This window comes from Sphingobacterium sp. UBA5670 (assembly GCF_002420705.1).
Lineage (GTDB): Bacteria > Bacteroidota > Bacteroidia > Sphingobacteriales > Sphingobacteriaceae > Sphingobacterium.
The window spans coordinates 26,180-41,571 of record NZ_DIIM01000032.1 but is presented as its reverse complement, the minus strand read 5'-3'; the positions used below and the strand labels follow the sequence as shown (position 1 = coordinate 41,571).

Annotated in this window: 15 protein-coding genes; 9 read left to right on the top strand and 6 right to left on the bottom strand. The window is 39.1% G+C overall.

Annotation, left to right across the window (positions count from 1 at the left end):
* The first annotated feature begins 7 nt into the window (after window positions 1–7).
* Entirely contained in the window at window positions 8–1,696 is a 1,689-nt protein-coding gene (locus B3C94_RS22675; RefSeq protein WP_293908070.1) for a GMC oxidoreductase, read from the top strand.
* A gap of 18 nt (window positions 1,697–1,714) precedes the next feature.
* Complete coding sequence (locus tag B3C94_RS22670; RefSeq protein ID WP_293908068.1) at window positions 1,715–2,284, top strand: gluconate 2-dehydrogenase subunit 3 family protein; 570 nt, start codon at window positions 1,715–1,717, stop codon at window positions 2,282–2,284.
* 39 nt (window positions 2,285–2,323) lie between these two features.
* On the opposite strand, the gene B3C94_RS22665 is transcribed toward B3C94_RS22670, so the two are convergent.
* On the bottom strand, window positions 2,324–2,863 hold the full coding sequence (locus B3C94_RS22665) for a hypothetical protein (RefSeq protein ID WP_293908066.1): 540 nt from the start codon (window positions 2,861–2,863) through the stop codon (window positions 2,324–2,326).
* A 338-nt stretch (window positions 2,864–3,201) separates the two neighbouring features.
* On the opposite strand from B3C94_RS22665, the gene B3C94_RS22660 reads away from it, so the two are divergent.
* Window positions 3,202–4,224: a bestrophin family protein gene (locus B3C94_RS22660; RefSeq protein ID WP_293908064.1), complete on the top strand. Its 1,023-nt coding sequence runs from the start codon at window positions 3,202–3,204 to the stop codon at window positions 4,222–4,224.
* Between the two features lie 4 nt (window positions 4,225–4,228).
* On the opposite strand, the gene B3C94_RS22655 is transcribed toward B3C94_RS22660, so the two are convergent.
* Window positions 4,229–4,687 carry an Lrp/AsnC family transcriptional regulator gene (locus B3C94_RS22655; RefSeq protein WP_293908062.1) on the bottom strand — a complete coding sequence of 153 codons (459 nt, stop codon included), beginning with the start codon at window positions 4,685–4,687 and terminating at the stop codon, window positions 4,229–4,231.
* Window positions 4,688–4,831: 144 nt separating this feature from the next.
* Here B3C94_RS22655 and B3C94_RS22650 point away from each other — a divergent pair, with 144 nt between their 5' ends.
* Window positions 4,832–6,037, top strand: a complete 1,206-nt coding sequence (locus B3C94_RS22650) for an aminotransferase class I/II-fold pyridoxal phosphate-dependent enzyme (protein WP_293908059.1) — start codon at window positions 4,832–4,834, stop codon at window positions 6,035–6,037.
* A 200-nt stretch (window positions 6,038–6,237) separates the two neighbouring features.
* Window positions 6,238–7,422, top strand: coding sequence for a metallophosphoesterase (locus tag B3C94_RS22645; RefSeq protein ID WP_293908057.1), 1,185 nt, complete (start codon window positions 6,238–6,240; stop codon window positions 7,420–7,422).
* Between the two features lie 66 nt (window positions 7,423–7,488).
* On the opposite strand, the gene B3C94_RS22640 is transcribed toward B3C94_RS22645, so the two are convergent.
* Complete coding sequence (locus tag B3C94_RS22640) at window positions 7,489–8,160, bottom strand: ankyrin repeat domain-containing protein (RefSeq protein ID WP_293908055.1); 672 nt, start codon at window positions 8,158–8,160, stop codon at window positions 7,489–7,491.
* 367 nt (window positions 8,161–8,527) lie between these two features.
* Here B3C94_RS22640 and B3C94_RS22635 point away from each other — a divergent pair, with 367 nt between their 5' ends.
* Window positions 8,528–9,739 (top strand): amidohydrolase, encoded by a 1,212-nt coding sequence (locus B3C94_RS22635; RefSeq protein WP_293908054.1) that lies wholly within the window; start codon window positions 8,528–8,530, stop codon window positions 9,737–9,739.
* A gap of 578 nt (window positions 9,740–10,317) precedes the next feature.
* Window positions 10,318–10,707 (top strand): NAD(+)--rifampin ADP-ribosyltransferase, encoded by a 390-nt coding sequence (gene arr / locus B3C94_RS23590; RefSeq protein ID WP_414712722.1) that lies wholly within the window; start codon window positions 10,318–10,320, stop codon window positions 10,705–10,707.
* 30 nt (window positions 10,708–10,737) lie between these two features.
* Here arr and B3C94_RS22625 read toward each other — a convergent pair whose 3' ends face one another.
* Together B3C94_RS22625 and B3C94_RS22620 are read right to left on the bottom strand one after the other, a co-directional pair.
* Window positions 10,738–11,319, bottom strand: coding sequence for a hypothetical protein (locus B3C94_RS22625; protein WP_293908050.1), 582 nt, complete (start codon window positions 11,317–11,319; stop codon window positions 10,738–10,740).
* 288 nt (window positions 11,320–11,607) lie between these two features.
* Entirely contained in the window at window positions 11,608–12,174 is a 567-nt protein-coding gene (locus B3C94_RS22620) for a YceI family protein (protein WP_293908048.1), read from the bottom strand.
* Between the two features lie 196 nt (window positions 12,175–12,370).
* Here B3C94_RS22620 and B3C94_RS22615 point away from each other — a divergent pair, with 196 nt between their 5' ends.
* Window positions 12,371–13,426: an NAD(P)-dependent alcohol dehydrogenase gene (locus tag B3C94_RS22615; protein WP_293908046.1), complete on the top strand. Its 1,056-nt coding sequence runs from the start codon at window positions 12,371–12,373 to the stop codon at window positions 13,424–13,426.
* Window positions 13,427–13,466: 40 nt separating this feature from the next.
* Here B3C94_RS22615 and B3C94_RS22610 read toward each other — a convergent pair whose 3' ends face one another.
* Window positions 13,467–13,835: a GNAT family N-acetyltransferase gene (locus B3C94_RS22610; protein ID WP_293908044.1), complete on the bottom strand. Its 369-nt coding sequence runs from the start codon at window positions 13,833–13,835 to the stop codon at window positions 13,467–13,469.
* A gap of 419 nt (window positions 13,836–14,254) precedes the next feature.
* Here B3C94_RS22610 and B3C94_RS22605 point away from each other — a divergent pair, with 419 nt between their 5' ends.
* A complete protein-coding gene (locus B3C94_RS22605) occupies window positions 14,255–15,199 on the top strand; it encodes an aldo/keto reductase (RefSeq protein ID WP_293908042.1) in 945 nt (314 codons plus the stop codon).
* The last annotated feature ends 193 nt before the right edge of the window (window positions 15,200–15,392 follow it).

The following is a 15,392-nucleotide window of genomic DNA, read 5'->3' as shown; positions in this document are numbered from 1 at the left end:
AAATTACATGGCAAATAATGTTTATGATGCTATTGTCATCGGGTCTGGAATCACGGGTGGCTGGGCAGCTAAGGAACTAACAGAGCGTGGTCTTAAGACCATCATGTTAGAAAGGGGACGCAATATTGAGCATATCAAAGACTATCCATCACCAAACAAAGATCCCTGGGATTTTCCGCATCGGGGTAAGGTGCCACTGGATCTTGCGCAGCACTATTTACCTTTTGGGATTAAAAATCAATGGATGAACGAAGGAAATATTGACTTTTGGACCAATGAGACAGAAAGCCCCTATAAGGAAGTCAAGCCCTTTAATTGGTTTAGAGGATATCATGTTGGTGGGCGCTCGCTGATGTGGGGAAGACAGAGCTATCGACTTTCAGATATTGACTTTGAGGCTAATAGCAAGGACGGCCATGGTGTTGATTGGCCTGTACGTTATAAAGACATAGCACCCTGGTACAGTTATGTTGAAAAATTTGCCGGTATTTCGGGTAACAAAGACGGTATTGCAGTACTGCCTGATGGCGATTTTATGCCACCGATGGATATGAATATTGTGGAAAAGGATCTTGCAGAACGCCTGAAAAGACGTTACCAGGGCAAACGGCACTTTATAATCGGTCGGGTAGCCAACATTACGGTGCCCCATCATGGTCGCGTTAACTGTCAATACCAGAATAAATGTTGGCTCGGTTGCAATTTCGGCGCTTATTTCAGCACACAGTCTTCTACATTACCAGCTGCCATCAAGACCGGAAAACTAACCTTGCGACCGTTTTCAATTGTAAAGAGCATTATTTATGATAAAGATACCCAGAAAGCTAAAGGGGTAGAAATCGTTGATGCGGAGACGAATCAAACCTATACGTATTTTGCCAAAATTGTCTTTGTATGTGCATCGACTTTAAATTCCACTTGGATATTGATGAATTCGGCTACTGATGTGTGGGAAGGTGGATTAGGAAGCAGCAGCGGTGAACTAGGACATAATCTGATGGACCACATGCTAAATAGTGGCGCCGGGGGTAGAGTCGAAGGCTATGAGGATAAGTACATTTTTGGACGACGAGCTAATGGATTGTATGTACCTCGTTTTGCTAATATTGCCGGAGATACAAAGAAGAGAGATTATATTCGCGGTTTTGGCTATCAGGGCGGAGCCTCGAGGGGCCAATGGTCAGGGAAGGTCGATAATATGGCTGTGGGCGGAGCCTGGAAAGACGCGATTGCTGAGCCAGGAAGCTGGGGAATAGGTTTCACATCATTTGGTGAAATACTGCCATACCATGAAAATAAAGTTGTATTGGATTCCGCTATAAAGGATAAGTGGGGGCTACCCGTGTTGGCAATTGATGCCGAGATCAGGGAGAATGAGCGGAAAATACGAGTTGATGCGAGCAATGAGATGATGGAAATGTTAGAGTCTATTGGCGTAAAAGATGTAAAAAGCTACGACAATGGGTTTAGCATGGGGCAGGGAATTCACGAAATGGGAACAGCGCGGATGGGTAAAGATCCGAAAACTTCGGTATTAAATCAATTTAACCAAGTCTGGGATGCAAAAAATGTATTTGTAACAGATGGAGCCTTCATGACCTCATCTTCCTGTGTAAATCCGTCGCTTACCTATATGGCTTTTACAGCAAGGGCTGTAGATTTTGCTGTCAGTGAATTGAAAAAAGGAAATCTTTAATTTTATCATCTCATAATTATGAATAGAAGAGAAGCAATAAAACGTGTGACCTTGCTTATGGGCGGAACTGTCATTGGAGCTTCGTTATTTTTGGAAGGATGTCAGCGATCTGCTTCGAAAGACGTCGAAACGCTGTTTGACCCAAAATCAATAGACTTTCTAGCCGACCTTGCGGAGGCTATTCTGCCAAGAACGAAAACGCCGGGAGCCAAAGAAGCAGGTGTGGGAGCAGTTATTCCGATTATGGTACGTGACTGTTATAGCGCTGAGGAACAGGTGGTTTTCTTGGCTGGAATAGCTGGAATTGACGAACGTGCAGAAAAAGAATTTGGAAATCGATTTCAGCAGCTCGGAAAGAAAGATCAAACGGCCTTTGTCGATATGTTGGACAGGGAAGCACAAGATTACGATGAAAAGAAAATAGCGGGTGAACTGCCTCATTTTTTTACCTTGTTTAAGCAGCTTACCCTTCTTACGTTTTTTACCTCAAAATTGGGTGCAACCGAAGTGTTCCGTTATGTGAAAATCCCAGGGAAATATGATGGTGATTTCCCTTATCAAAAGGGTGATCATGCCTGGGCGACATAGCTGACAAATCGTAAAAATCTGATCTTGACCCCCTTGCCCTTAATTGGCAGCGGGATCAATTAGCGACGTTGTCAAGCCCATGAATTTCAAAAGATTCTTATTGTCAAAAAGTAAGGTAGTGAAATGTGTGCCTGTTTTCATCGTAAGTCGGGTACCTTCGGGAAAAGAGCCACCAGCATCAAGTTTTTCTCTTTTTACATCGTGACGACTGAATTTTGATAGCGCCTCATCGAGCGTTGTTTTATTGATTGCTAGATCGAAGGGCAATCCTTCAACAACCAGGAACTTGTCTTCTGGAATATCAAAAAAGATCTCATTAACTGATTTATCAGCTTGGTAATTGCTATAGAGTTCTAAACCGGATTTAGTGATCCATTTTGCATACTTTTCGCCATTGGCATCTTCATAGAAGACCGTTTTTACGTTCAATGCTTGAGCAATTTTATCCACTGTCTGTGGAAAGATAAATTCTCGGTTTTTATTTAACAGCGATTTTAACTCAGCTTTGTTCTGCGCAAAGGTTGTCGCCGCAAATAAAAAAAGGAAAATAGTTAGGGTAAACGCTTTTATCTTCATCATAATATTGAGATATGTTTGTCAGTACTTTGTTCAATGAGGTTAAAACTAATTAAACGAATAAAAATATACAATAGTATGATCTACTTGTTTTCAGGGGGGGGCACCGACCAAGTAAAAAAGGTTTTTAGCCTATTAGCCATTTTTTTTGGATATAACATGCTGTTTTAGGGATAGAAGGGGTAGATTTCATGATGAACTATGTTGTACTTTGTAGATTCGTTTTTGCTAAAATGAAAAGATAAAAAATCATTGTTCCGAAAACAATTTGAAGTATTGGACAGTTACAATTTAAATTGTACTTTCATAACGTTTTTTAATAATGGAGATATTGATATTTTATGATCACAACCAAGTATTTTAACTATCGACAAATATTCAATCTAGCCGGAGCACATTTGATATGGCTTACGTTATGGTGTTCCTTGGTGGCGGTCATTTATTATTTTTTTAATTGGCAGTGGATGATAATTCCATGGGTTCCCTTGGCATTGATTGGAACTGCAGAGGCGTTTTACGTTGGTTTTAAAAATAATCAAGCCTATGACCGACTTTGGGAAGCCCGAAAGATTTGGGGCGGAATCGTCAATTCGAGCCGTTCTTTTACGGCGATGTTGTATGCATTTGATACCGAAGATGGCGATCATACAGATTTAGAGGAGAGAAGAAAAAGGATTGCTTACCGCCACATTGCCTGGCTGTATACTTTTCGCGAGCAATTGCTCGTCCCGACCGAATGGGAGCATATCAGTTTAAAAAAACACTTTGGTTCAATGAATGTTAAAAGGAATAGACTGATAAAAGCCGGCTTTCCTGATTACAGTAGAACATCTATTTTTTTGCATAAATATCTTCCTACAGAAGAACTTAAATTACAGCGCGAATACAAGAATTTTGCGACTTTTTTGATTTCGAAGCAGGCAAAGGAAGTTAATGCGTTGAAGAATGATAGAATTATTTCGGATTTCAACCAAACTCAATTACAGAATTGCCTCAATCAGTTTTACGATTATCAAGGACAGGCGGAAAGAATAAAAAAATTTCCTTCACCAAGGCAGTTTGCCAGTACAGCATTTGTCTTTAATGTTATCCTCATTATCCTGCTTCCATTAGGGCTAGTGAACGAATTTGCAAAATTGGGAGATTGGGGAATATGGACAAGTATTCCTTTTTGTGTGGTCATTGGATGGATCTATATTGTAATGGAATTGGTAGGGGATTATACCGAGAATCCTTTTGGAGGACTTATGTTTGACATACCTATGCTATCCATTTGTAGGACAATAGAAATTGATGTATTGCAAATGATAGGTGATAAGGATCTTCCAGAACCCATTGCATCGAAAAATGGTGTTCTAGTTTAAGTTCTTACAGACTTATTGCTATTGTGTTTTTCACTTCAGCGATCATAAAGGAACTATGGGTGCTTGCGATATGCTGTAGACTTGTTAGTTTTGTTAGCATAAAATTACGGTAATCTGCCATGTCCTGAACACATATCTTCAGAATATAGTCGTAATCACCACTAACGTGGAAGCATTCCGTTACCTCCTGAAGATTCATCACCTCTTTTTCAAATTGTAGGATAAACTCCTTTTTGTGCTGCGCTAATTTAACATGACATAATACCAAAAAATCTTTGGCTATTTTCTGTCTATCGAGTATTGCGACATAGCCTTTGATAATTCCCGTATTTTCGAGCTTACGCACACGTTCATAGACTGCTGTTACGGATAAGTTGAGTTTATAGGAAAGTTCTTTAGTCGTTTGTTTTGCGTCTTCCTGTAGAAAATGCAATAATTTGCGGTCAATTTCGTCGAACTGCATAGATTTTTTTTTGGTTTCCACTAACTTTTTTTAATCCAGTCAGATTTTTTAACTAGATATTGTTGTTGTATTAGATTTATAATCTAATATATGTATAATTCCTTGTAATATAATTTAAAATATCCCAATTTTAAAGATAAAAACATGGAAGATTTTAATGCAGCAAATGAAATCCAAGATTTGCAATATTTCGGCGAATTTGGTGGGGTAAATCCATCAATATCTGATAGTTCTACTTATACGTTTCTTTCCGCTAAAACAATGTTTGATACATTTGAAGGAAATGCGGAAGGCTGTTATCTCTATTCAAGGCATTCATCGCCAATGAATTTATATTTGGCGCAGGCCTTAGCGAAAATGGAGAATACAGCTGCTGCCAATGTAACCTCTTCAGGCATGGGGGCGATTACAACAGTTCTTCTTCAGCTTTGTAAAAGTGGTGATCATATTATTTCAAGCAGGACGATCTACGGTGGAACTTATGCTTTTCTCAAAAATTTTCTTCCACCGTTTCAGATTGAAACAACGTTTTTGGATATTAATGATTTTGAGACACTCGAGAACTCCATAAGGCCTAATACAAAAATTGTGTACTGCGAAAGTGTGAGCAATCCCTTGTTGCATGTGGCAGATCTGAGAAGGTTATCGGCGATATGTAAAAAGTATAAGCTGAAATTGATTGTTGACAATACGTTTTCTCCGCTTTCTATTTCACCGATACGCCTGGGGGCAGATATTGCTATTCATAGTTTAACCAAGTTTATCAACGGCAGTAGCGATACAGTGGGTGGGGTTTATTGTGCGAGTCAGGAGCTTATCGATGACACTAAAAATGTGAACACAGGGGCATCTATGCTGTTGGGGCCAACCATGGATAGTTTGCGTTCGGCGAGTATCTTGAAGAATCTACGTACACTACATATACGGATGAAACAGCATAGCCATAACGCTATGTATCTCGCTGAACGGTTTGAGAGAGATGGACTAAAGGTTTCTTATCCGGGATTGCCATCTCATCGGGATCATGAATTAATGAAAAGTATGATGCACGAGGCCTATGGTTTTGGCGGTTTGATGACTTTGGATGTGGAAACAACTGAAAGAGCCAATGCATTGATGGAGTTGATGCAGTCTGAAAATTTGGGGTATCTTGCCGTAAGCTTAGGGTTTTATAAGACATTGTTTTCCTGCTCAGGTAGTTCAACATCGTCTGAAATCCCCGAGCAGGAGCGTCTAAAGATGGGAATTTCAGATGGATTGATTCGATTTTCTATTGGCTTGGATCAGGATATCGAACGGACATATCAAAAGATGCGAACATGTATGCAGAAGACTGGGGTTCTGAAATAATATGGATCATGTAATCAGTCCTAGAATAAGACATCTTGACATGTATGGCCTGATCGTATCGATGGTTTATTATCCATTGCGGACTAAAGTAGTTCCAATTGTCACAGGGACATCACTATTTAGTGCAGAGCAGGTTACGAATCTAGAAAATAGATCTTTTGGCATATCATTAGCAATTTTAAATCAATACGTTATAAGATATGGCAAAGCGACTTTTATTGATATTATCCCTATTTGCATTAGGTGATATCTATTTTTTTCAGGCTTTCAGTACTGTTATTCAAGGTTCAATCTGGCACAACATGTATTGGTGGTTAGATGTACTGTTGTTGTTTGGGGTTTTTACCCTGATTTTTCTGCGAAGGGCGGGATATGATGTTCAGCATACAGCGACCAGTCTGATTACCGCATTTTTGATTGTTTTTATACCGAAACTGCTCGCGATTCCCTTTTTATTTATAGAAGATCTTACCCGTATTTTTCGTTCCCTTCCACCACGGAGCATTTTTTTAAGTGAGATTGTACTTCTTTTGGGCGGAGCGATGTTATTGCTTATTTTTTTCGGCTTAACGAGAGGCCGTCATTTTTATAGGGTTCGGGAAGAGGTATTAAGTTTTCCAGATCTTCCGGAGGAATTTGATGGGTTTAAAATTACACAGCTTTCGGATATCCATTCGGGAAGTTTATCTGATATCAAAGGAGTTCGTAAAGGTATCGAATTAGCAAACGCACAACACAGTGACCTTGTATTATTTACGGGGGATTTGGTGAATAATAAAGCTTCAGAAATGGAACCCTGGATTTCGGACTTTAACCGGTTGAAAGCTCCCGCAGGTAAATTTTCGGTACTTGGAAACCACGATTATGGAGATTATGTGCAGTGGGAAAGTGCCGAATCGAAAATTTCAAATCTGAATAGGCTGAAAGAAATTCATCATGAAATGGGATTTAAATTGCTGTTAAATGAATCTATAGCGATTGAGAAGCAAGGAGCTCGTATTTCATTAATTGGTGTTGAAAATTGGGGAAAAGGTGGGTTTCATCAATACGGCGACCTTGCAAAGGCAACCCTTGGATTAGCCAAAGATACGTTTAAAATTTTGATGTCTCACGATCCCTCACATTGGGATCATGTGACACTGGGGCATGATCAGCATGTTCATCTAACCTTGGCCGGACATACACACGGTATGCAGTTTGGAATAGAATTGTTTGGCTTTAAATGGAGTCCGATCCAATATTTTTATAAACAGTGGGCCGGACTTTATCAAAAAGAAGGAAAATACCTATATGTCAATCGTGGTTTTGGTTTTCACGGCTTAAAAGGCAGGGTAGGTGTTTGGCCTGAAATTACTGTTATTACATTGAGAAAAAGTATTACCTGACTTTCTGGCGCGTGAAAGGGCATTCACTTTAAGCTCAATCGATGAGGTTCATTATAACGTCCTCCCTTATGTAGTTAATAGGACTATAATTTCAGTATAACCCCGTTGTTGCGCGTGTTGTAACGGACTTGTGCCATTGAAATCCGGAATGTCCAATTTTGCTCCAGCATCTTTGAGAATCCGAACGATTTCCTGATATTTTTTACTTCCGTCACCGAGTACGATTGCTTCCATCAAGGCAGTCCAACCTAAACGATTGACATGATCCAGAGGGAAATTTTTTGTATTGGCCAATAATTTTACCGTTTCGACATGCCCCCGCTCACATGCAGGGATCAAAGCAGTGCCGTTATATCGATTAAATAGATCAAAACGAGCTCCGTGATCTAAGAATAGTTTGACAAGTTCCGTCTGTCCGCTTGCACCCGCATATAAAAATGGACTATCCATATTGTCCGCTTGAAGATTGACGTCGGCGCCATATTTTACCAATAATTTTGCCATTTCAATATTTCCATTTTTTGTTGCAATAAGCAGAAGCGAGCGTTTGTTCGCATCTTTGCTATTCACGTCGATGTTGTCTTCTAACGCATTTCTGACGCCTTGTATGTCATTCTTGCTGACTAATTTAATGATGTCGTCCTGCAGCGCAACTTCAGTAGTTGTGCTTTCTGTGAATGCCGGACGACACGAGATGGTTAAAGTCATCATAATGAGGAATATTAAAGTTGTTTTCATCTTTTTTTGATTAATGTAATTTCATCAATAAACAGTTGAAGAAATTCCGATGCCTTTCACAAAAATAGTAGATAACAGTATTGCTGCAATGTAGTTTTCATCTCATCCGTTGGAGAATTTATTCCAGCAACACATTTAGGACATTCATTATTCACGCCATTTTTAGATAATCGCTCAGGCCTCGTTTTCCAGTCGTTTGGTCCGCTATTGCTGTTTAAAGCGAAGATTGTGATAAATTGTTCAAGTATCGGGATGTATTCTGCAAAGCATCCGATGGGAACATTCCGACCTTTGTTCTGCAAACAGATGCCATTTCTATTGTCTTAGCGTCTATTGATGATCGGAAATGGCTTTTATTAAAATAAATATGAAAGCTAAAACATATCGTTTAAAAAATGTATTACTGGAGACTGGTTTTGAGTATGAAGGTAATGAAGTTGTAAGGACAAACACCGCTTTACATACCGTGGAGATTGAAGATGGTAAGATAAAATTGCTTAAACCCAATGATCCAACTGCAAATGCTATTGATGCAAAAGGACATCTCATGCTGCCGGCCTTTAAAGATATGCATGCACATTTGGACAAAATGTTATTTGGTTTGCATTGGGAAGCAGTATCTCCAACACGACATACCGTAAAGGATATGATCGCTTATGAACAAAAGATGATTCCCACATGGCTAAATACTTCTGTGGAAAGAACGGGTAAAATGCTGGATTTTTTGCTGGCCTATGGAACCGATTTTATTCGATCACATTTCAATGTTGATCCAACATCAGGACTGAAATCCCTATTGAACTTAGAAAAAGCACTAGCTTCAAAAAAAGGTACTTTGGAAGCCGAGCTGGTTGCTTTTCCACAGCATGGTCTCTACTATACGGATACTTTACCTATTTTAAAAGATGTTGCAAAATTGGATGCAGTAAGTTTTATCGGTGGAGTAGATCCATACTCCCTAGATGGAAGTATGGAAAGAACCATGGAACAGATCACCAAGTTGGCGCTCGATAATAACAAAGGGATCGATATACATCTACATGAGATGGGAGAAAGTGGTATAAAGACAATTGAGTTTTTGATCGATCGAACGTTAGAAAATCCAGCGCTGAAAGGAAAAGCTTTTGTAAGCCATGCTTTTGCACTTAGTCGTCTCACAAATGTGGAGGCAGAGAAAATAGCTGCACGCCTTGCTGAGGCAGGAGTTGGGATTGTTTCCTCAGTGCCTTTTGGCAACATGATTATGCCAATACCAACACTGCGAAAACACGGTGTGGAAGTATTGGTTGGTAACGACAATATTCAAGACCATTGGAATACTTTTGGATCTGGAAATATGCTTCAAAAAGCGAATCTGATTGCAGAGCTATATGGTTATGGGACGGAATTTGGTTTATCAAGAGCGCTTGCTTTTGCCACGCGTTATAAATTACCTTTGGATAATCAGGGAAATCAGCAGTGGCCAAAAGTAGGAGATGAAGCAAGCATGGTTTTTGTCGATGCAAGTTGTTCGGCAGAAGCAGTTTCGCGTATTTCGCCGGTGACATCACTATTGCACAAACGAAATATTGTATTTTAATGGGATCCTTGTAACGCTATAAAGCAAGGATCTCCTTATTGCATATGACAGCAGAAATATTGAAAAAGAAAGAACAATTATGTCTGGGAGCCAGTTATTATAAATGACTGGCTCTTTTGTTATCTTGATATAACAAGATTGACAGCTAGGATATCGTTAATATTGGTTTTGAATATTGATGATCACTGAGAATCAGGTATAGTCTTTTTTAAAATATTTAAAATATGGAATTTTCACCATTTAATCATGTTGTAAAGCTTTGCATACAAGGTATGCGTCTGGAAGAAGAAGGTCAAGCTGATGAAGCATTAGATTTTTTTATGCAGGCTTGGACGGACGCGGCTGATGACCATGAAAAGTTAATTTCAGCCTATTTTGTAGCAAGGCAACAAAAAACCGCACCTGATCGCTTGCATTGGCTTCAGATAGCCTTAGATCACGCTTTGGTAATCGAAGATGATCGGGGAAGCAGCGCACTTCCTGGGCTCTATTCGAAAATTTCCGAAACCTATACAGACTTAGGGGAAGAAGCAATGGCGGCTGAATATGCAAGACTGGGATCTTCCTATAAGTATAATCTGGCTGATAGGGGGCCTCTCTACCATGGTACAAAAGCAAACGCGCAAATTGGAGATTTATTGACGCCTGGATTCAATTCCAATTATAAGGCTGAATTTAAAATGAACCATATTTATTTTACAGCCATGATGAATGGAGCCGGACTAGCGGCGGCACTGGCAAAAGGCGATGGCAAGGAGCGGGTATTTATGGTTGAACCTACAGGAGTTTACGAGAACGATCCGAATCTGACGGATCAGAAATTTCCAGGTAACCCGACTCGTTCTTACCGATCAGAATTTCCATTGAGAGTTATAGGAGAGGTGACGGAATGGAAGGGGCCAGGTGATCAGGAACTTGAGAAATTTAAAGAGAAATTGGATCAAGGAGGTGGAGAGATCATCAATTAATCAGTTGCTCGAAGACCTTCCAACCTGATTTTACTCGCTGATAATGATTTTACTGATGACCTCAAAATCTGAAATTCGATAATCTTCGTCAAAAAAAAGTCCGTTTATATACCGTTGTATCGGATAGAACAGATCGGCTGGCGAATCACCAAAAAATGTCTTAAAATCATTCGGAATAGAATAGAGGTAATTGTACTGTCCTTTACCTAGACTGATGCCGCCAATTTTTTTTAAATAGCCTGTTATCTTATGTTTATGCTTATTGGAGAAAGCCTCTTTGGTTTCTATAAAATAATCTTCAACGTAAAAATTACGGATATCCTGGAGTTTGAGGATGCTGTTGGGATCAGGTTTAATACGTCTTGAATAGGATACATCCACTAAAGTACAACTCGCTTTTTTGACTTGGGTAACATCAATAAAATAGCCTTCATCAACCAGCAGATGTTTACTGTCTTTATATATTCCCAGCAACATTTCATTAATCTCCCGGTCGGAATAATCCAATATATTAGCAGATCTTCCCAACTTTTCAAATGCAAGGCCACTATCATTCCAATGTTTTCTAATTCTATTTAGCTCGTGCTGTTGAAAAGTTTTTATTTTCTCCATATATAATTTGTCTAACCTTACTTTAGGGAGTTTAAAGATAATTTTAAAACTTTACTTTCGTTCATATTCGGGGCTGTTAAGTGCAATTTGAATCAAATCTAATTTAACAGAATCTCGCAGGGCCATCCTACTGGTCACAGAAACCCTAAGATATCCCGTAGATTCTTTCTGGAAGGAGCAAGAAGAATAAGTAGGGCCGCCCAATTTTGTTGGGCAGCCCTTTAATTTTCGGACATCTTCTGTTATGTCTTATGAAGATTAGCGAAATATAATCCGCTGTTGCGAAGTCTATTTTGTTGCCTTAATCTGGATGTCCAGCGTAAACACATCATCGATAGCGCGATTGCCCAAGTCGGAGAAAAAGCTTGCTGAGCGATACTGTATATCAAAATCCAGCCTATTTACCTTTACACCTAAAGCTTCAGCAGAGAGTCCATCACTTGTTGTGGTGACTTTTGCTGGAAATGATATCGATTTTGTTTTATTCTTGATGGTAAGATTGCCTGTTATGATTGGATTTCCTTTGCTGTTATCAACTTTACTGATGACAAATTTGGCGATCGGATAGCTGGGTACGTTAAAGAAATCTTCATTTTTTAAATGACCTGTCAGTTTAGGGGCATCAGTGCATGCCATGGAATTCATATCTATAGTAAAGCCTCCAGCAGTAATTTTTCCTTTATCTGTTTGTATCGTACCATCCTGTAGATTTATTGTTCCCTCATGCCCTCCGACGACTTTTTTGGCGTTCCACTTGATTGTTGATGTTTGGGTATTGACTTTGTAGTTTACTTTTTGAGCAAAAGCCATTGAGGTTAAGCAAATAATTGCGAGCGTTAAACTGATTCTTTTCATTGAAATGATTTATATGAACTCAAATATACATCGACTTATACGAATCGTTGCATGTTGAAACTTGTTTTTTGTTTGCGCAATGTCAATATTATGCGCAGCCTCTTTATCCGTCGGCAATAGCCATTAACTTAGCGTGAAGTAAATCGTGGATCGAAGACATTTCGTATCCAAATTTTGATCTATAAAAAAAGATAATATGATTAAATCGAAAGGTTATGCGGCAAAAGACAGTAGTTCACCACTTGAATACTGGGAATTTGAAAGAAGGGAGCTTGGTGCAAACGATGTTTTAATAGATATCTTGTATAGTGGGATCTGTCACTCCGATATCCATCAAGTGCATGATGAATGGGGAGGAACACAATACCCGATTGTGCCTGGTCACGAAATTGTAGGTCGCATTAGCGCAGTTGGTCCTGAAGTGACTAAGTTTAAAAAAGGTGATCTAGCTGGTGTGGGCTGCATGGTTGCCTCTTGTGGAGAGTGCAACAACTGCAAGTCGGATCAACAGCAGTTCTGTTCAGAAAAGAAGACCGTCTGGACTTATAATAGCAAGGATGTGATGCATGATCATAGCTATACATTTGGCGGATACAGCAATAATATTGTTGCAGATGCAGATTTTGTGCTTCATGTCCCCGAATCCTTGGATATTAAAAAGGTTGCACCGCTGCTTTGTGCTGGGATTACGACTTATTCGCCATTAAAAAGATGGAATGTAAGCAAAGGCCATAAGGTTGGGGTACTGGGATTAGGCGGATTAGGGCATATGGCGGTCAAAATTGCAGTAGCCATGGGCGCAGAAGTTACCATGATAAGCCACTCCCCACGAAAAAAGAACGATGCAGCTTTGCTTGGCGCACATAAGTTCTTGAATACACATCAAGCGGATGAAATAAAAGAGTTCTCATCGTATTTTGATTTCATCATCGATACCGTATCCGCACCCCACGACTACAACCTCTATTTAGCATTGCTGAAAACAAAAGGTGTTTACATTTGTGTGGGAATTCCTGCTGCCCCTATGGAGATTAATGGACGCTCCATCATGGGAGGAAATAAGATTCTAACAGCTTCTAGTATTGGAGGAATACAGGAGACACAGGACATGCTTGATTTCTGTGCTGAACATAACATTCTTCCCGAGACAGAAATGATTGACATTGATTACGTCAACGAGGCTTATCAACGCGTATTGGACAGTGATGTAAAATATCGGTTTGTAATCGATATGGCATCCATCGAAAAGTAATAGAAAAACAGGTTGACTCCTTCGAGCAACCTGTTTTTATCTAAATATCATTTGAATATTTCATGAAATAAGAGTCGTTGCTTTCTTCTATAATTTTAAACCCAAGCTTTACGTATAGTCTTTGCGCTTTATTGACTTTTAAAACCTGTAATGTAATTGATTTTTTATCGGAATTTGCTTCATTTATAATCTGTTCAAGGATCTTTTTTCCGATTCCTTTGCCTTGGTATAGTGGATCGATCTGAATTTGGATCAATTCGATACCATCCTGTTTTCTTTCTATTTTTAAAAGCCCAATTGACGTTCTATTATATTCAATGATGGAGGCATGTTCGAATTTGTATTTTATTCTCAGCATATGTGAGTCGACGGCTGTCGAAAGAGAAGATGCTATTAAATGCGGATTCATAGTTTTTGTTCTTAAATCCAAAAGAAAATTCAAATCACTTTCCAGCGCCGGTCTATATGTTAATTGGGACATTACTATGTTGATGTTTTAACGGTTTAATCTATTAAGTTTGACGGGTATATTCTGCTTAACCATATACTCAGAATACAAGTTTCTGTAATCAGGTGATGAATCAGATGATAAATCGCCTAGGGAAATTATCCTGCAATTTAGCATATTCTTATCAAATCTGTATCTTCTCGTTTCTACAGCTTTGCCTAAGGGCTGAATAACTAAGTTGTTTTAGATTTTTTTATGACAATTTTATGTGACGGTTTTTGAGCCTGTCTCGCTGTGAATAGCGTAACTTTAGTGTAGTTTTTACACATATTATGTGATAAATATTTTTTATTCAAAGAGACAATAAATAAATAATTTCAATGAAAAAGGTAGAAATACAACACACAGATTTGCAGATAGCACCTATTAATTTTGGTGGTAATGTTTTTGGATGGACTTTGGACCAACAGCAGTCATTTGAGATTTTAGATAAATTTGTAGGTGCAGGATTTAATTTTATTGATACGGCCGACACCTATTCATGGTGGGTAAATGGCACAGGGGGGCAATCGGAAGAAATTATTGGCAAATGGCTGAAGAGCCGTGGTAATCGTCAGGACATGGTGATTGCAACAAAAGTTGGCTCAGAAACCAAGGAGCACGGCTACGATATATCAAAAAAGCATATTCTGAAATCTGCAGATGAATCTTTAAAAAGGTTGGGCGTAGACCATATTGATTTATACTACACCCATTTTGACGATAAAGTAACACCTGTGGAGGAGACGCTATCTGCTTATGATGAATTGATTAAAGCGGGTAAGGTTAGGTATATTGCAGCATCTAATTTGTCTCCAGCACGATTAATCGAAAGCTTTGATGTTGCAGAGAAAAACGGTCTACCCAAATATGTCGCATTACAGCCACATTACAATCTTGTTGAGCGGGCAGGTTTTGAAACAGATTATGCTTCTTTGGTTGAAAGATATGGCTTGAGTGTATTTCCTTATTGGTCGCTTGCTGCCGGATTTCTGACAGGTAAATATCGCACTGAAGCAGATTTTGATAAAACAGCCAGAGGGGGAGGGATTAAGAAGTATTTTGATGAGAAAGGAAAAGCTGTTTTGAAAGCACTGGATTCCATCTCCGAGAAACATGGGACAAAACAGGCGACGGTAGCGCTAGCTTGGTTGTTGGCCAAACCCCTTATCACGGCACCGATTGTAAGTGCTACAAGTGAAAATCAATTGGAAACATTGTTTGCTGCTCCGGCTCTAAAATTGGATACAGAAGATATTGAATTGTTGAATGAAGTAAGTAAATGATAATTTTATAGTTATCCAGTGATCACTTATTAGATCCCAACGATCATACAAAAATCCTCACTTTTGTGGGGATTTTTTATTTCCGTCTGGATGATAAGAAATAAAAAGATACGTATGCTAATAAGCGTTGTATAAAACAATGGATCAGGACAAGAGGAGGTTATTCCTATACTTTAAGAAGTTTATTGTAAAT